We start from the raw sequence: 13507 nt of genomic DNA on the forward strand, positions 1-13507 counted from the left end.
TTAAATATGATTAGACTTCTTGGATATTTCTTCGGAGTGGCTTGCGTCCTGTTCTTGGGCGTGGCGGCTGTTGTTGCCGTTTACTTGGCAACCGTCACGAAGGACCTTCCGGACTACGCAGTGCTGAACAGCTACGAGCCGCCGGTGACGACCCGCGTTCATGCAGGCAACGGTGCGCTAATGGCGGAGTATGCAAAGGAACGCAGACTTTTCCTGCCGATCCAGGCTGTTCCCGACCGCGTCAAGGCGGCCTTCCTGTCTGCTGAAGACAAGAACTTTTATCAGCACCCCGGCATCGATGTTACCGGCTTTGCGCGCGCACTGGTTGCTTATCTGACCGGCGGTCCGACGCAGGGCGGTTCGACGATCACGCAGCAGGTTGCCAAGAACTTCCTGCTTTCCAGCGAACAGACGATGGAGCGCAAGGCGAAGGAAGCGATCCTTTCCTTCCGTATCGAACAAGCCTACAGCAAGGACAAGATCCTTGAGCTGTACCTGAACGAGATCTTCTTCGGCCTGAATTCCTACGGTATCGCGAGCGCCTCGCTCACCTATTTCAACAAGTCGGTGAACGAACTGACGGTCGCCGACGCTGCCTATCTTGCCTCCCTACCGAAGGGTCCCGCCAACTATCATCCCTTCCGCCATCCCGAAGCAGCGATCACCCGCCGCAATTGGGTCATCGATCGCATGGTCGAGAATGGCTATGTCAGTCAGTCCGATGGTGCCGAGGCCAAGAAACAGCCGCTCGGTGTCACCGGTCGCAGCAGCGGGCCCTCGCTTTTTGCATCCGGCTATTTCGCCGAGGCGGTCCGCCGTCAGTTGATCGACCAGTACGGCGAGAAGATGCTGTACGAAGGCGGATTGTCCGTTCGTACCTCTTTTGACCCCGCGTTGCAGGTCTTTGCGCGCAAGGCCCTTCAGGATGGTCTGACCAACTACGATGAGCGTCGTGGCTTCCACGGTCCGATCAAGCAGATCGACACGGCTGCTGACTGGGGCAAGGCGCTGGCCGATATTCCGGCTTTGACGGACGTGCCAGAATGGCGACTGGCTGTCGTGCTGGCCGTATCGGCCGACGGCGTCGACATCGGGCTGCAGCCCCCGAAGGATGGCGCGGGCAAGATCCCTTCCGAGCGCGAGCGTGGAGCCATCGAGGCCAAGAATATGCAGTGGGCATATCGCTCGGCTTCCGGCCGGAAGACAGCAAAGTCGCCCGACGGCGTTCTGTCAGCCGGGGATGTCGTCTACGTCGAGCGGTTGGGGGACGAAGGTTCCAAGTCCTACCGGCTTCGCCAGCCGCCGAAGGTCGAAGGCGGTCTCGTCGCGATGGACCCGAAGACCGGTCGCGTGCTTGCGATGGTCGGCGGCTTCTCCTACGCGCAGTCGGAATTCAACCGTGCGACCCAGGCGATGCGCCAGCCGGGTTCGTCCTTCAAGCCGTTCGTCTATGCGGCGGCCATGGACAATGGATATACGCCGGCGTCGGTTGTCAGCGACGATCCGCTGTCGATCCAGACGGGCAATGGCCAGGTATGGGCACCGGATAACTATGAAGGCGAGGGTGGTGGCGCCAACACGCTTCGCTTCGCGATCGAGCACTCGCGCAACCGCATGACGGTGCGCCTTGCCAACGATCTCGGCATGAATGTCGTCGCCGAATATGCAGAACGCTTCGGGATCTACGATCACATGATGCCGGTTCTCGCCATGTCGCTCGGTTCCGGCGAAACCACGGTCTTGCGCATGGTATCGGCTTATTCGGTCATCGCCAATGGCGGCAAGCAGATCAAGCCGACCCTGGTTGACCGGATCCAGGACCGCTATGGCCGTACGATCTTCAAGCACGAGGAGCGCGTCTGCGAGGGCTGCAATGCGAGCGACTGGCATAACCAGGACGAGCCCAACGTCGTCGACAATCGCGAAACCGTTCTCGACCCGATGACCTCCTACCAGATCACCTCGATGCTGCAGGGGGTCATCCAGCGCGGCACGGCCGCCGGCAAGGTCGATCTCGGCGGGCGTGACGTTGCTGGCAAGACGGGTACGACCAACGATGAAAAAGATGCGTGGTTCGTCGGCTTCACGCCAGATCTTGTCGCCGGCCTTTACATCGGCTTCGACTCGCCGTCGACGCTTGGACGCGGCGGCACAGGCGGCTCGCTTTCTGCGCCGATCTTTAACGAGTTTATGCAGGTTGCTGTGAAGGACATGCCGGAATCTAAGTTTGTCATTCCGGCGGGCATGAACCTCATTCCGATCGACCGCAAGACCGGCATGGCTGCGGTTCAGGGCGACCCGAACACGATTATCGAGGCCTTCAAGCCAGGTACCGGTCCTGCCGACAGCCTCTCTGTTATCGGCATGGACAATGCGATGGCGCCCGAAGAAATTCTGCGGACGTCGCCGCAGGCCAACCAGGCCGTCCAGTCCGGCGCCGGCGGCCTCTACTAACCTTTTCCCTGACCCGTTGTGGCGGTTGCGGCCCTTTACATCCGCAGCCGCCACAATTATTTGACGGGCAACTTTTCAAGCAACGCGAAGAAGCAGGAAAATGCGAGCGGAAATCCAGAACGTAGTCGATGAAACCAAGCAGGCTATCACCCTGCTGAGGAGGCATCTTTGACTGGGACCAGGCGATAAGACGACTGGACTGGTTGAACAACAAGGCAGAGGATCCGACCCTCTGGAACGATGCTTCGGAAGCACAGAAGCTGATGCGCGAGCGTCAGCAGCTAGATGACGGCATCAACGGCGTGAAGCAGCTCGAGCAGCAGCTCAACGACAACGTCGAACTGATCGAGATGGGCGAGGAAGAGGGCGACGAGAGTGTCGTCAAGGACGCCGAAGACGCGCTCAAGAGCCTGAAGGCTGAAGCCGCCCGCCGCCAGGTGGAGGCGATGCTATCGGGCGAGGCCGACAGCAACGATACCTATCTCGAAGTCCACTCCGGCGCAGGCGGAACGGAAAGCCAGGACTGGGCCAACATGCTGCTGCGCATGTATACCCGCTGGGCGGAGCGTCAGCGCTTCAAGGTAGAGCTTCTTGAAGTGCACGATGGTGAAGAAGCAGGCATCAAGTCGGCAACCCTGCTGGTCAAAGGCCACAACGCCTATGGCTGGCTGAAGACGGAGTCGGGCGTGCATCGCCTGGTGCGTATTTCGCCCTACGACAGCAACGCGCGGCGCCACACCTCGTTCTCCTCGATCTGGGTCTATCCCGTGGTCGACGACTCGATCAACATCGAGGTCAACGAGAGCGACTGCCGCATCGACACCTACCGCGCCTCGGGAGCGGGCGGTCAGCACATCAACACGACCGACTCGGCCGTGCGCATCACGCATATCCCGACCGGCATCGTGGTTTCCTGCCAGCAGGAACGCTCGCAGCACAAGAACCGGGCCAAGGCTTGGGACATGCTGCGTGCTCGTATGTACGAAGCCGAGTTGAAGAAGCGCGAAGAAGCGGCGAACGCCGAGGCAGCCTCGAAGACCGACATCGGCTGGGGTCACCAGATTCGCTCCTACGTGCTGCAGCCCTACCAGCTGGTCAAGGACCTGCGGACGGGCGTGGCGAGCACGGCGCCGGGCGACGTGCTGGATGGCGAGCTCAACGAGTTCATGGAAGCCGCTCTCGCTCACCGCATCAGCGGCAAGCCGGACGCTGTCGTCGACGACGTCGAGTAACCGCTCAAACGTATGAACATAGAGAAGGCCCCGAATGGGGCCTTTTCGATTCAAGCGGGAAAACCGGAAGTTCTCCAGCGACAAATCAACGGCTTCGACTAGTTGCTGGCTTTGCCGACGGTAACCTCACCAAATTCGTCGATGACGACAGTCCAAGTCTCCGATTCCGCATCCGGATCGGTCTTCAGGTAGACCATTGCAAAAAGGCCGGGCTCCTTGAGCATGCCGGAGGAGTTTTCGGGCCTGATGTCGGTGACATACGGCTTCAGATCGCTGAGTTCCTGCAACTCCACCGTCGAGGTGATGGACGGCTCAGCGTCGCTCTGCTCGATTTGCTGCAAATATATCTTGGCGGTGCGGTCCGCCTGCCTGACGGCAAACAGCTTGTAGTAGCCGTGGCGCGGTTTTGCGGGAGCGGCAGCCGCAGTTTGGGGCGCCGAAGGTGATCGTTGAATGGCCGGCGCCGCACCGTCGTCTTCCCAGTAACCGGTGCTGGTCGCGAAGATGACTGAAGCCGGTAGGATCGCGTCTTCTGCCTCAACGCCTCGCGCGCAGAGGGTGGACGCGGCTAGCAGCAAGGTACAAAGCGTCGTTCGTCGCAAGCTCATGTCTCAGTCCTCGAACTGCTCCGCAAGAATACGATCGGACCATGATCGATCGGGATCGGAGAGAATGCGCGCGGTCGTAAGTTCCGATTGCGCGATGCGAATATGCAGCACCGATTTCACTTCCGTGTTGTCAGCGACCGCGTTGACCGGCCGCTTCTCCGCCTCGAGTATGTGTATATCGACCGTCACCTTGTTGGGCAGAAGGGCGCCGCGCCAGCGCCGCGGCCGGAACGCGCTGACCGGAGTCATCGCCAACAGAGGGGCGTCAAGCGGCAGGATCGGTCCATGCGCGGAGAGGTTATAGGCCGTCGAACCCGCGGGCGTGGCCACCATCAGGCCGTCGCAGATAAGCTCGTCGAGTCGCACGACACCGTCCACTTCGACCCGCAGTTTGGCGGCTTGATAGGATTGCCGGAACAGCGAGACTTCGTTGATGGCAAGTGCTGTCGAATTCGTGCCGTCGGAATTCGCCGTTGTCATCTGCAAAGGGTGAAAGGCATTTTCGACTGCTGTGCAGATTCGATCCTGCAGATCTTCCGTTCGATAGTCGTTCATGAGGAAGCCGATGGAGCCGCGATTCATGCCGTAGACCAGCTTGCCCGAGTTCATCGTGCCATGCAGCGTCTGCAGCATGAAACCGTCGCCGCCGAGGGCGACGATCACGTCGGCCTCTTCAGGGGGCACGTCACCATAAATGCCTATCAACTCTTCCCGAGCCGCCAGCGCCTCTGTCGCCGAGGAGGCAAGGAAGGAAAGCGTCTGAAACGAACGGCCCATGTAATTCCTTTTACGTATTCAACGAACGATAACATAGTCTTGGCGTCTAGGCGCCAATAAAAGCCGATTTTGTCAAGTGCATCTGCAGCGCCGGCTGGAGCCATCGTCAATTCTTCGCTGCTCGATTTCAGGCGTATGCTGTGGAAGGCCCGGAACTCGAGCCGGGCAAGACTCGGATCATCTTTCGTCGACAAGGCAGGTGGCGTCAATCCTGGCGTGGGGCGGCACTGCGTACTCTCCGTCGATAGCGAGACCGTACGCGCAGGCTTGCCGAGGCATTCGTAGTGACAATGGATACAGAACGTTTTGAAATGTGCTCCAATGCCAAGTTGGCGTCTATAACCGCCCTTCTTTGCGGTAGCGTGCCACACATGTATCGAGGCTCGTATCTGGAGGCGTTAGCGACAGCCGCCTGCTTCTGCCACAGCGCACTTTAACACTTGCTCCGCATATTCGACGACGGCTCTTTCGTCGGTGACACATAACTTCAGGACTTGGCATTTCTCCTTGAGTTCGTGCAGGACGCGTCGGTGAACCCTTGCAATCGCGGCAGTATTCTTGAGCTTCATGAGCTCCTGGAGACAAGCCACTGCTACGATCTCTGAAACCAGCAGCTTGCCTTCGACTTCTCCCTGCGTTGGAATGGCAAAACGCTCACCGCCGGGTTTGAAATCTCTATCGGGCGACAGCATGACAAACCTCCCATGGCCTTGATCGACGAAACGATGAAGAAATACGCCAGAGGGGCCGCCCAGGGTCGACAGCCGCCCCTTCGCACGCTCCAAGGCTATGTGGCTTTGACCTCGATCTTGCGGTCGTTCGTCCCGGTGTTGGCAGCCTTTGGAAGCGTGACCTTCAGGACGCCTTTCGCGAAAGCGGCGGCGATCTTATCTGCCTCGATGTAGTCAGGAAGCCGAAACGAGCGCTGGAAGGAGCCGTATCGGCGCTCCGAAAGGTGGTAGGCCTCGTCCTTCGATTCCTTTTCCTCCGTCTTTTCGCCCCGAATGGTCAGCACGCCGTTCGAAAGCCTGATGTCTATGTTGCTCTCGTCGAGGCCGGGAACTTCCGCGGTGATCTCGAATGCGTTGTCTTTCTCGACGACATCCACCGCGGGAGACACGACCCAGTCGGCAGCAGAAGTCGTGCGTCCGAGGAGCTGACCTGAGATCGGACGCCATGAGGAAGGGCCGAAGTCGTCGAACAGCCGGTCGATTTCGGTACGAAGTGAGTCGAATGGAGACCACATCCCGCCGGGAGCCGGCGTCGTGGTCTTCTGTTCTTTCTTAATGGGGAACATATCGGGCATGATCATCTCCTGTTGGCCAAGAGGTCCGGAAGCCGGATCTAATCATTGCGTTTCGCTCGACATCGAGCGCAGTCATTAAAGCACGCGGGTGGGCAAGTGACTTTGATCAATGTCAAGAACACAGGAAATTAATTGGCGCGCGGGCTCAGTCTAACGCAGTATCGGTCGAACCGTCCGCCGGAGAACGCACATTTAGAACATCGGTCGAAGACGCGGTTCGGTACCATCCGTTTTGCAGTGCGCCGAGCGATATCCTCTGCCCTACCCGTACACGTTTCAGGATTGGAAATTGATCCAGCACAATGCAGATCCAGCAAAAAAGGAGGATGATTTATGTAAGCGGTGTCCTCGTTTTGCGGCCCGTCGAGTATTCCTCGGAGGAATGGGAGAGACAGACATGTCAACGACACTCAGGAGTATGAGCCATGTAGAATGCTTGGAAATGCTGGAACGGGCGCATTTTGGTCATCTGGCTTGCAGTAACGAAGGCCGGCCTTACGTGGTCCCAATCTACTTTGCGTTCCAATCACGAGTAGCCTACAGTTTTTCGATGCCAGGACGAAAAGTGGAGTGGATGCGGCTGAATCCAAGAGTCTGCCTCCAGGTGGAGGAGCAGTGGGGGAAGGGCGGATGGAGGAGCGTCGTGCTGAACGGCCACTTCCAGGAACTGCCCGACGATGATGTCTGGCACGAGGAGCGCCTGCACGCGTGGTCACTTTTGCAGAGACACTTGGACTGGTGGGAGATCGGCTCGCTTGAGCCTCGCGAACTACCGACTGTGTCTGCATCTGCCCACCTATTCTACTGCATCTACACGGACGATGTCTCCGGTCGGGTCGTGGCCCTTTAGTGACAACGCCTCGGCCCTCGAGGTTTCCGCAATGTCTGCGCACCCTTTGACGGAGGAAGCCAATCGACTGTATCGGCGATCAGGTGCCCATTACACGAGCCCAACCGAGTCGCTGGTAGCCTGAGAGATTAGCCACAGACCGAGCATTCTCGTCCTCCGCACCCCTTCCACGCAAATAACATTCTGACTCGGCGCGTGGCGGCTTTGTAACTGGAGGCAGGATCTAACCGCCGTCGATCGCCTCGCCGATGCGGGCGATCGCCTGCTGATACACACTCGCGGAGTTCCAGCCGGCGATGGCGCCGATATTGCCCTGATAGTCCCCGCCGGCGCCCCAGCCGTGCGCCCTGAGGAAGTTGGCCGTGGACATCAGCGCCGTGCTCTTGTCGCGCATGTTCCTGTTTCCGACGCCGTATTTCAGGACATTCCCAGGCAGGAACCCTGTGTGGCCGATCTCGCCGTGCATGGCGCCGACCGAGCCGGCACTCAGCACGCCGCTGTCGACTAGCTTGAGCGCCGCGATAGCATGGGGCGCGAAGAATTGCGGGCGGCGACAATCGTACGCGAGCGTGACGATTGCCGAAACTGTGTTCTGGTTGCCCATAGAGGCGCCGAAGTTGGTCTCCATACCCCAGATGGCGAGAAGCACGCCGGCGGGCACGCCGTAGTTGCGCTCGATGCTGTCGAAGAGCGCTGCATTCGCCGTCTTAAGCGAACGGCCCTTGGAAATAATCGCGGACCCACCGCGTCGTCTCATAAAGTCGGCGACCGAGCCGCTGAAAGCCCTGTTGACGGAGCGGTCGGCCTGAATGGTTCCTACGGCGTATTTCGCACCGGCAAGCGCTGCAAGACCCTTCCCCTTGACGCCTGCAGCCTTTGCCGTCTCGGCAAACTCTACTTTCCACTGTTCAAACCCGGCAGCGCTTTTGCCGCACGATGCCGCGTGCGCAACGCACGCCAGAAGGCAGAAGGCGATGGCGCCCGCCGCAGCAAGAAAAACTCCCTTAGCAAAGAATGCCATGTCGCTCTCCTCGTGGGTCTGAACCATCATGCATCCGGCCGCATGACGTCACTCGTTCACTTGCGAAACCGGCTTGACCGGGAAGCGAAAGGAACTGAGAAGGTGCCTCTACTATGCACGTGAGGGCGATACGGTGCTAGTGACGAAACTGGACCGCCTGGCGCGATGAACGCGGACCTGATGGCGACTCTGGCGAAGCGGAAGACCGGCGGTTGCTGACCGAGTCCAAGACGCCGAGGAAATTGCAGCTTCTCGTCGACGGCGACAAATTTGGCAGATCTGTCTCAGTTCCATCGGCAGCCTTTGATATGTGCGGCGACTTAGCTGGAGGCAAAAAGCATATTTCACAGCGTATTTGGTTTCCAATAGAGTATGGTTCCGTTTGGCTAGCGGGAGGCGCTTATGGCTCACAACGACCGTTCACGGCATATCACCCAAGGCATTGCTCGCTCGCCCAATCGCGCGATGTACTATGCGTTGGGCTATACCAAAGGGGACTTCGACAAGCCGATGATCGGCATCGCCAACGGGCACTCGACGATCACGCCATGTAATGCCGGCCTCCAGCCGCTTGCCGACGCGGCGATAGCCGCCATCAAGGCGGCCGGAGCCAATCCGCAGATATTCGGCACGCCTACCATCTCGGACGGCATGGCCATGGGAACGGAGGGCATGAAATATTCTCTCGTCTCGCGCGAGGTTATCGCCGATTGTGTGGAGACCTCGGTGCAGGGCCAATGGATGGATGGCGTTCTAGTGCTCGGCGGGTGCGACAAGAACATGCCGGGCGGTATGATCGGCATTCTCCGCGCTAACGTTCCGGCCGTCTATGTCTATGGCGGCACCATCAAGCCGGGTCGATGGAAGGGCGAGAGCCTCTCCATCGTGTCCGCGTTCGAGGCCGTCGGCGCTTACATGGCCGGAAAGATGAGCGCTGAGGATTTCGAGGGCATTGAGCGCAATGCCTGCCCGACGACCGGCTCTTGCGGCGGCATGTACACCGCGAACACCATGAGTTCGTCCTTCGAGGCGGTCGGCATGTCGCTGCTCTACTCCTCCAACATGGCCAATCCCGACCAAGAAAAGATCGATAGCACGGTCGAGTCCGCGCGCGTTTTGGTGGAAGCGGTGAAGGCCGGCATTCGACCACGCGACATCGTCACGCGGAAGTCGATTGAAAATGCCGTGGCGCTCATCATGGCCACTGGAGGTTCAACGAATGCGGTGCTGCACTATCTCGCCATTGCGCATGCGGCCGAGGTGGAATGGACGCTGGAGGATTTCGAGCGGATACGCCGTAGGGTACCAGTAATCTGCGATCTCAAGCCATCCGGCCGTTATATGGCTGTTGATCTCCACGCTGCCGGCGGCATTCCTCAAGTCCTAAAGCTACTGTTGAATGCGGGCCTTCTGCACGGCGATTGTCTCACGATCACCGGCAAGACGATCGCTGACGAACTCTCGGCCGTGCCCGACGAGCCTCGTGCGGACCAGGACGTTATCCGGTCGCTCTCAGCGCCACTGTATCGCGAGGGACATCTCGCCATACTCACAGGCAATCTGGCAGAGGGTGGGGCGGTGGCAAAGATCAGCGGGCTCAAGAGCCCGGTGATTGCTGGCCCGGCGCGCGTCTTCGAAGACGAGCAATCCGCATTGGATGCTATTCTCTCGGACAAAATCAAGGCCGGCGACATTCTGGTCCTGCGTTACCTCGGGCCGAAGGGTGGTCCGGGAATGCCGGAAATGCTTGCCCCGACCTCCGCTATCATCGGACGTGGCCTTGGAGAGAGCGTCGGCCTCATCACAGATGGGCGGTTCTCCGGCGGCACATGGGGTATGGTGGTCGGGCATGTCACGCCCGAAGCCTTCGAGGGGGGGGCAATCGCACTTGTCAAGGACGGCGACCAAATCACCATCGACGCCCATCAGCTACTTCTGCAGCTCGACGTCCCAGATGAAGAGATTGCGAGACGCCGAAGCCTTTGGAGCCAGCCTCCGCCGCGCTACAGGCACGGCGTCCTCGCCAAGTTTGCGGCCTTGGTCCGACCAGCGAACGAGGGAGCCGTGACGGGTTGAGGTCACATGAAAAAAACGCGCCAACTGAGGCGAATTAGTTATCAAGTCACTGATTTCGTGCAAAATTAGTGGTGCCCCCGGCAGGGTTCGAACCCGCGACCCCCTGATTACAAATCAGGTGCTCTACCAACTGAGCTACAAGGGCGATGCCTGCCAAGTACCAGATTCTGCCGTCCTGTAAAGAAGAAATCCGCGCGATCGTGATTTCGTTCGTCCGACCTTGCATCGGAGTTTGCGTTGCGAACGCCGCAGACCCGACTTTGCTAGTTCCGAGGCGCAGTCTGCCGCACGCTCGTTTGCAAGGCGTCACCGGTCTCTCCGGCACCCAACGGCGACATGATTGCAATGCTCAGCACCGAAGCAACCATGAAAACGATAATAGCGATCATTACCCGCACATTTCTCTCCTAAATCGTGCGAAGCCAACGCGCGGGGCCGACCGTCGGTTCCCCTGATGATAGCTACACGATCTACTGTACGGGTGCTGGAATAGGGCGTTCAGGGGCGGGCGCCAGCGGAGCGAGTTCGTGAATCGGCTGCGACTTGTCGATCCAGACGATGCTGAGAATGATGGCAACAAATACGCCGACGAACAGAGTGCCGATGACGAGGGAGCGGATGGCCATATGGAAATATGTTCCTCCTGTTCGAATGCGGGGCAGCATGGAAAAGAGCAGAGGCAAATCCGAGACGAGCAGCAGTTTGCTGGCTTCCTAGTTGCTTTGCGGCGCTGCTATCATCCCGCATATGGAAGAGAAAGATCGCGCCTTTCGCCGCGATCCCCAACTCTATCAAATTTTCAAATGCTGCCTCGCCGCATAAAGAGCGATCGCCGCAGCATTAGATACATTGAGTGACTTGATCGCACCCGGCATGTCTAGCCTGGCAAGCGCGCTGACAGTTTCGCGCGTCTTCTGGCGTAGCCCCTTACCTTCGGAACCCAGCACGAGCGCCACCTTGTCACCCGAGAATGTGCCCTCGAGTGGCGCCGGTCCTTCCGAATCGAGGCCGATCGTGAAGAAGCCGAGCTTGTGCAGTTCTCCAAGAGCGTCGGCAAGATTCGTGATCTGGATATAGGGGATGAGTTCCAGTGCACCTGAGGCTGATTTCGCCAGCACGCCTGATTCGGTCGGGCTGTGGCGCTGTGTGGTAATGACGGCACCTGCATTGAAGGCCACGGCAGAACGCATGATGGCGCCGACATTGTGCGGATCGGTTACCTGGTCGAGCACGAGAAGCAGTGGGCTGTCCTTCAGTGCTTCCAGCCGGCGGACGGGCAGGGGGCGCGTTTCCAGCATGACACCCTGATGGATGGCATCCGGGCCGAGGACCTTGTCGATATCGTGCGGAGCGACGATTTCGACCGGAATGCCGAGCGCGTCGGCAGCGATCTCCAGACGCGCAAGCGCGTTCTGGGTCACCGACAACTTGACGTTCCGGCGCTCCTTGTTGTCAAGCGCGGCACGAACCGTATGAAGGCCGTAGAGATAGACCTGCTCGGGCGCGAGTGCAGGAGGCTTCCAGTCCTCGGCACCGCGCCGGCGCTTCTGTGGCGGCGGTGTCGGAATCTCACCGCGTTCGCGTTTGCTATCACGATGCGCGCGGCGCAGGGTTGCGTAATGCGTGTCCTTGGCGGATTTTTCGTCAGTGGGCTTGCCACCGGTTTTCTTGTCTTTGCTCATGCGGCTTTATAGCGAGGGTGCTTCTTTCCGCATAGGATTTCTTTCAGGACCCCGGCTTTCCACGGTCGATGAAATTTTTCACATTTTTTCCGTCGTCATCGTGTTGACATGCGTAAATCGTCCGGTCATATACGCGGCGCAGACCGAGGGGCGGCAACGCTTCGAAAGTCTGACGAGCTTGGTCTCACGATCCGGACGAAAAGACTGGAGAGATGCCCGAGTGGTTAAAGGGGACGGACTGTAAATCCGTTGGCTCAGCCTACGTTGGTTCAAATCCAACTCTCTCCACCATTCGTCATTGGATCGGATACCACCCCGCGGGTATAGCTCAATGGTAGAGCAGCAGCCTTCCAAGCTGAATACGCGGGTTCGATTCCCGCTACCCGCTCCAGATTTTCGCAGTGTCCTGTTGTTCCTGTAACACTTTGCGCGAGCCGGGTCGCTATGCGTACCTCTAGCCCCAGAGCAGCACGAAAGGCGAGGCCAGCGCGATGATGCCGGCGATCGTCCATCGCTTTTGGGGGTTGGTGCTGAGATCCTCTCTCGACAGCCATATGCGGACAGCAACGAAGCCGATGGCGATGAGGGCGCTGTAGATCACGGCGCGCAACAGGATCGACCAGCCGCCACCGAAGAGACCGATCGCGATGCCGAAGCCGGTGAGGGCGCCGAGAATACCGTATCCCACGTCGAACATCAGCGTCGTGGTGGCCGAAAGTGGCGTCAGCATCTTTGGGAAGGCGATGGCAAATGCCGCTGTGAGCAGCCATATTGCGACGATCGCTTGCAGCGTCGAAGAGCTGACGATCGATGTCGCCAGAGCCGGGAGCCGCTCGGGCGAGGAGAGGCGTGCAAGCTGCGCGACCCAGTCGATCGCAGCGGCAAGAACCCACAATATGAATGCGCAAGCGGCAAAGATCAGAAAGTTGCCTGCGGATCGTTTTGCAATTTCCTTTGGTTCCATTGCGGTGTCTCCGAGCAGTGCTTCCGCGTAAGGGCTGCAAACGATGTACTATCATATCCTTGGCGCCGTCGCGCCCGTTCTTCGCGAATATATCTTCGCTGCCATCTCCGGTGGATATTGCCGATTGGGCGCTTCCTTCCCATATGCGCCCGCAGGCTAGGAATACGGTCCGCAAATAGGTCTTGCGCAATTTCCCCGAAAGCCTTAAACGGCGGCACTAAACCGGTTCGCCGGGGTCATCCATTTCGTTCACAGGAAGCATTCAAATGGCAAAGAGTAAGTTTGAGCGCAACAAGCCGCACGTTAACATCGGCACGATCGGCCACGTTGACCACGGCAAGACGTCTCTGACGGCAGCGATCACGAAGTACTTCGGCGAGTTCAAGGCGTACGACCAGATCGACGCGGCTCCGGAAGAAAAGGCTCGCGGCATCACCATTTCGACGGCACACGTCGAATACGAGACCCCGAACCGCCACTATGCCCACGTTGACTGCCCCGGCCACGCCGACTACGTCAAGAACATGATCACCGGTG

General features: G+C 59.1%; 13 protein-coding genes, 3 tRNA genes and 1 pseudogene. 8 read left to right on the forward strand and 9 right to left on the reverse strand.

Features of this window, described 5'->3' with window-relative positions; translation table 11 throughout:
* Nucleotides 1-6 precede the first annotated feature (6 nt).
* Together C934_RS0127960 and prfB are read left to right on the forward strand one after the other, a co-directional pair.
* Nucleotides 7-2454, forward strand: a complete 2448-nt coding sequence (locus C934_RS0127960; RefSeq protein ID WP_018859836.1) for a penicillin-binding protein 1A — start codon at nucleotides 7-9, stop codon at nucleotides 2452-2454.
* A gap of 100 nt (nucleotides 2455-2554) precedes the next feature.
* Nucleotides 2555-3686, forward strand: a protein-coding gene (gene prfB, locus C934_RS0127965; RefSeq protein WP_100248113.1) for a peptide chain release factor 2 whose coding sequence is annotated in 2 segments (ribosomal slippage) — nucleotides 2555-2623 and nucleotides 2625-3686 — 1131 coding nt in all. Because the reading frame shifts where the segments join, the coding sequence is not laid out codon by codon here.
* 98 nt (nucleotides 3687-3784) lie between these two features.
* Here prfB and C934_RS0127970 read toward each other — a convergent pair.
* The 4 genes from C934_RS0127970 to C934_RS0127985 form a co-directional block, all read right to left on the reverse strand.
* Nucleotides 3785-4294 (reverse strand): hypothetical protein, encoded by a 510-nt coding sequence (locus tag C934_RS0127970; protein ID WP_018859838.1) that lies wholly within the window; start codon nucleotides 4292-4294, stop codon nucleotides 3785-3787.
* 3 nt (nucleotides 4295-4297) lie between these two features.
* On the reverse strand, nucleotides 4298-5071 hold the full coding sequence (locus tag C934_RS0127975; protein WP_018859839.1) for an NAD kinase: 774 nt from the start codon (nucleotides 5069-5071) through the stop codon (nucleotides 4298-4300).
* Between the two features lie 398 nt (nucleotides 5072-5469).
* On the reverse strand, nucleotides 5470-5763 hold the full coding sequence (locus C934_RS0127980) for a hypothetical protein (protein ID WP_018859840.1): 294 nt from the start codon (nucleotides 5761-5763) through the stop codon (nucleotides 5470-5472).
* A gap of 95 nt (nucleotides 5764-5858) precedes the next feature.
* Nucleotides 5859-6377, reverse strand: coding sequence for an Hsp20/alpha crystallin family protein (locus C934_RS0127985; protein ID WP_018859841.1), 519 nt, complete (start codon nucleotides 6375-6377; stop codon nucleotides 5859-5861).
* Between the two features lie 397 nt (nucleotides 6378-6774).
* Between C934_RS0127985 and C934_RS0127990 the strand changes: the two genes are divergently transcribed.
* On the forward strand, nucleotides 6775-7227 hold the full coding sequence (locus C934_RS0127990) for a pyridoxamine 5'-phosphate oxidase family protein (RefSeq protein WP_018859842.1): 453 nt from the start codon (nucleotides 6775-6777) through the stop codon (nucleotides 7225-7227).
* A 223-nt stretch (nucleotides 7228-7450) separates the two neighbouring features.
* Here C934_RS0127990 and C934_RS0127995 read toward each other — a convergent pair whose 3' ends face one another.
* Nucleotides 7451-8248 (reverse strand): lytic murein transglycosylase, encoded by a 798-nt coding sequence (locus C934_RS0127995; protein WP_018859843.1) that lies wholly within the window; start codon nucleotides 8246-8248, stop codon nucleotides 7451-7453.
* A 70-nt stretch (nucleotides 8249-8318) separates the two neighbouring features.
* Here C934_RS0127995 and C934_RS34245 point away from each other — a divergent pair.
* Nucleotides 8319-8414: pseudogene (locus C934_RS34245) on the forward strand (recombinase family protein); the annotation flags it as partial.
* 236 nt (nucleotides 8415-8650) lie between these two features.
* Complete coding sequence (ilvD, locus tag C934_RS0128000) at nucleotides 8651-10324, forward strand: dihydroxy-acid dehydratase (protein ID WP_018859844.1); 1674 nt, start codon at nucleotides 8651-8653, stop codon at nucleotides 10322-10324.
* A gap of 69 nt (nucleotides 10325-10393) precedes the next feature.
* Here the strand turns inward: ilvD and C934_RS0128005 are convergent.
* The 3 genes from C934_RS0128005 to rlmB all read right to left on the reverse strand — a co-directional run bounded on the left by C934_RS0128005 (nucleotide 10394) and on the right by rlmB (nucleotide 12006).
* Nucleotides 10394-10469: transfer RNA gene (locus tag C934_RS0128005), tRNA-Thr, on the reverse strand.
* A 325-nt stretch (nucleotides 10470-10794) separates the two neighbouring features.
* Entirely contained in the window at nucleotides 10795-10950 is a 156-nt protein-coding gene (locus C934_RS35350) for a hypothetical protein (RefSeq protein ID WP_018859846.1), read from the reverse strand.
* Nucleotides 10951-11115: 165 nt separating this feature from the next.
* Nucleotides 11116-12006, reverse strand: coding sequence for a 23S rRNA (guanosine(2251)-2'-O)-methyltransferase RlmB (rlmB, locus tag C934_RS0128020; RefSeq protein ID WP_018859847.1), 891 nt, complete (start codon nucleotides 12004-12006; stop codon nucleotides 11116-11118).
* 206 nt (nucleotides 12007-12212) lie between these two features.
* Here rlmB and C934_RS0128025 point away from each other — a divergent pair.
* Nucleotides 12213-12297 (forward strand) — tRNA-Tyr (locus C934_RS0128025).
* Between the two features lie 26 nt (nucleotides 12298-12323).
* Nucleotides 12324-12397 (forward strand) — tRNA-Gly (locus C934_RS0128030).
* Between the two features lie 63 nt (nucleotides 12398-12460).
* On the opposite strand, the gene C934_RS0128035 is transcribed toward C934_RS0128030, so the two are convergent.
* Nucleotides 12461-12970: a hypothetical protein gene (locus C934_RS0128035; RefSeq protein WP_018859848.1), complete on the reverse strand. Its 510-nt coding sequence runs from the start codon at nucleotides 12968-12970 to the stop codon at nucleotides 12461-12463.
* A gap of 266 nt (nucleotides 12971-13236) precedes the next feature.
* Between C934_RS0128035 and C934_RS32765 the strand changes: the two genes are divergently transcribed.
* Nucleotides 13237-13507 (forward strand): GTP-binding protein (locus C934_RS32765; protein ID WP_018859849.1); only part of this gene is annotated, 271 nt, incomplete at its 3' end.

Origin of the sequence: Rhizobium sp. 42MFCr.1 (assembly GCF_000377185.1) — a bacterium.
Classification (GTDB): domain Bacteria; phylum Pseudomonadota; class Alphaproteobacteria; order Rhizobiales; family Rhizobiaceae; genus Rhizobium; species Rhizobium altiplani.

Coding starts and splice junctions, on each gene's coding strand:
- C934_RS0127960 (WP_018859836.1), top strand. CDS start 7: ATGATTAGACTTCTTGGATATTTCTTCGGAGTGGCTTGCGTCCTGTTC.
- C934_RS0127970 (WP_018859838.1), bottom strand. CDS start 4,294: ATGAGCTTGCGACGAACGACGCTTTGTACCTTGCTGCTAGCCGCGTCC.
- C934_RS0127975 (WP_018859839.1), bottom strand. CDS start 5,071: ATGGGCCGTTCGTTTCAGACGCTTTCCTTCCTTGCCTCCTCGGCGACA.
- C934_RS0127980 (WP_018859840.1), bottom strand. CDS start 5,763: ATGCTGTCGCCCGATAGAGATTTCAAACCCGGCGGTGAGCGTTTTGCC.
- C934_RS0127985 (WP_018859841.1), bottom strand. CDS start 6,377: ATGCCCGATATGTTCCCCATTAAGAAAGAACAGAAGACCACGACGCCG.
- C934_RS0127990 (WP_018859842.1), top strand. CDS start 6,775: ATGTCAACGACACTCAGGAGTATGAGCCATGTAGAATGCTTGGAAATG.
- C934_RS0127995 (WP_018859843.1), bottom strand. CDS start 8,248: ATGGCATTCTTTGCTAAGGGAGTTTTTCTTGCTGCGGCGGGCGCCATC.
- ilvD (WP_018859844.1), top strand. CDS start 8,651: ATGGCTCACAACGACCGTTCACGGCATATCACCCAAGGCATTGCTCGC.
- C934_RS35350 (WP_018859846.1), bottom strand. CDS start 10,950: ATGGCCATCCGCTCCCTCGTCATCGGCACTCTGTTCGTCGGCGTATTT.
- rlmB (WP_018859847.1), bottom strand. CDS start 12,006: ATGAGCAAAGACAAGAAAACCGGTGGCAAGCCCACTGACGAAAAATCC.
- C934_RS0128035 (WP_018859848.1), bottom strand. CDS start 12,970: ATGGAACCAAAGGAAATTGCAAAACGATCCGCAGGCAACTTTCTGATC.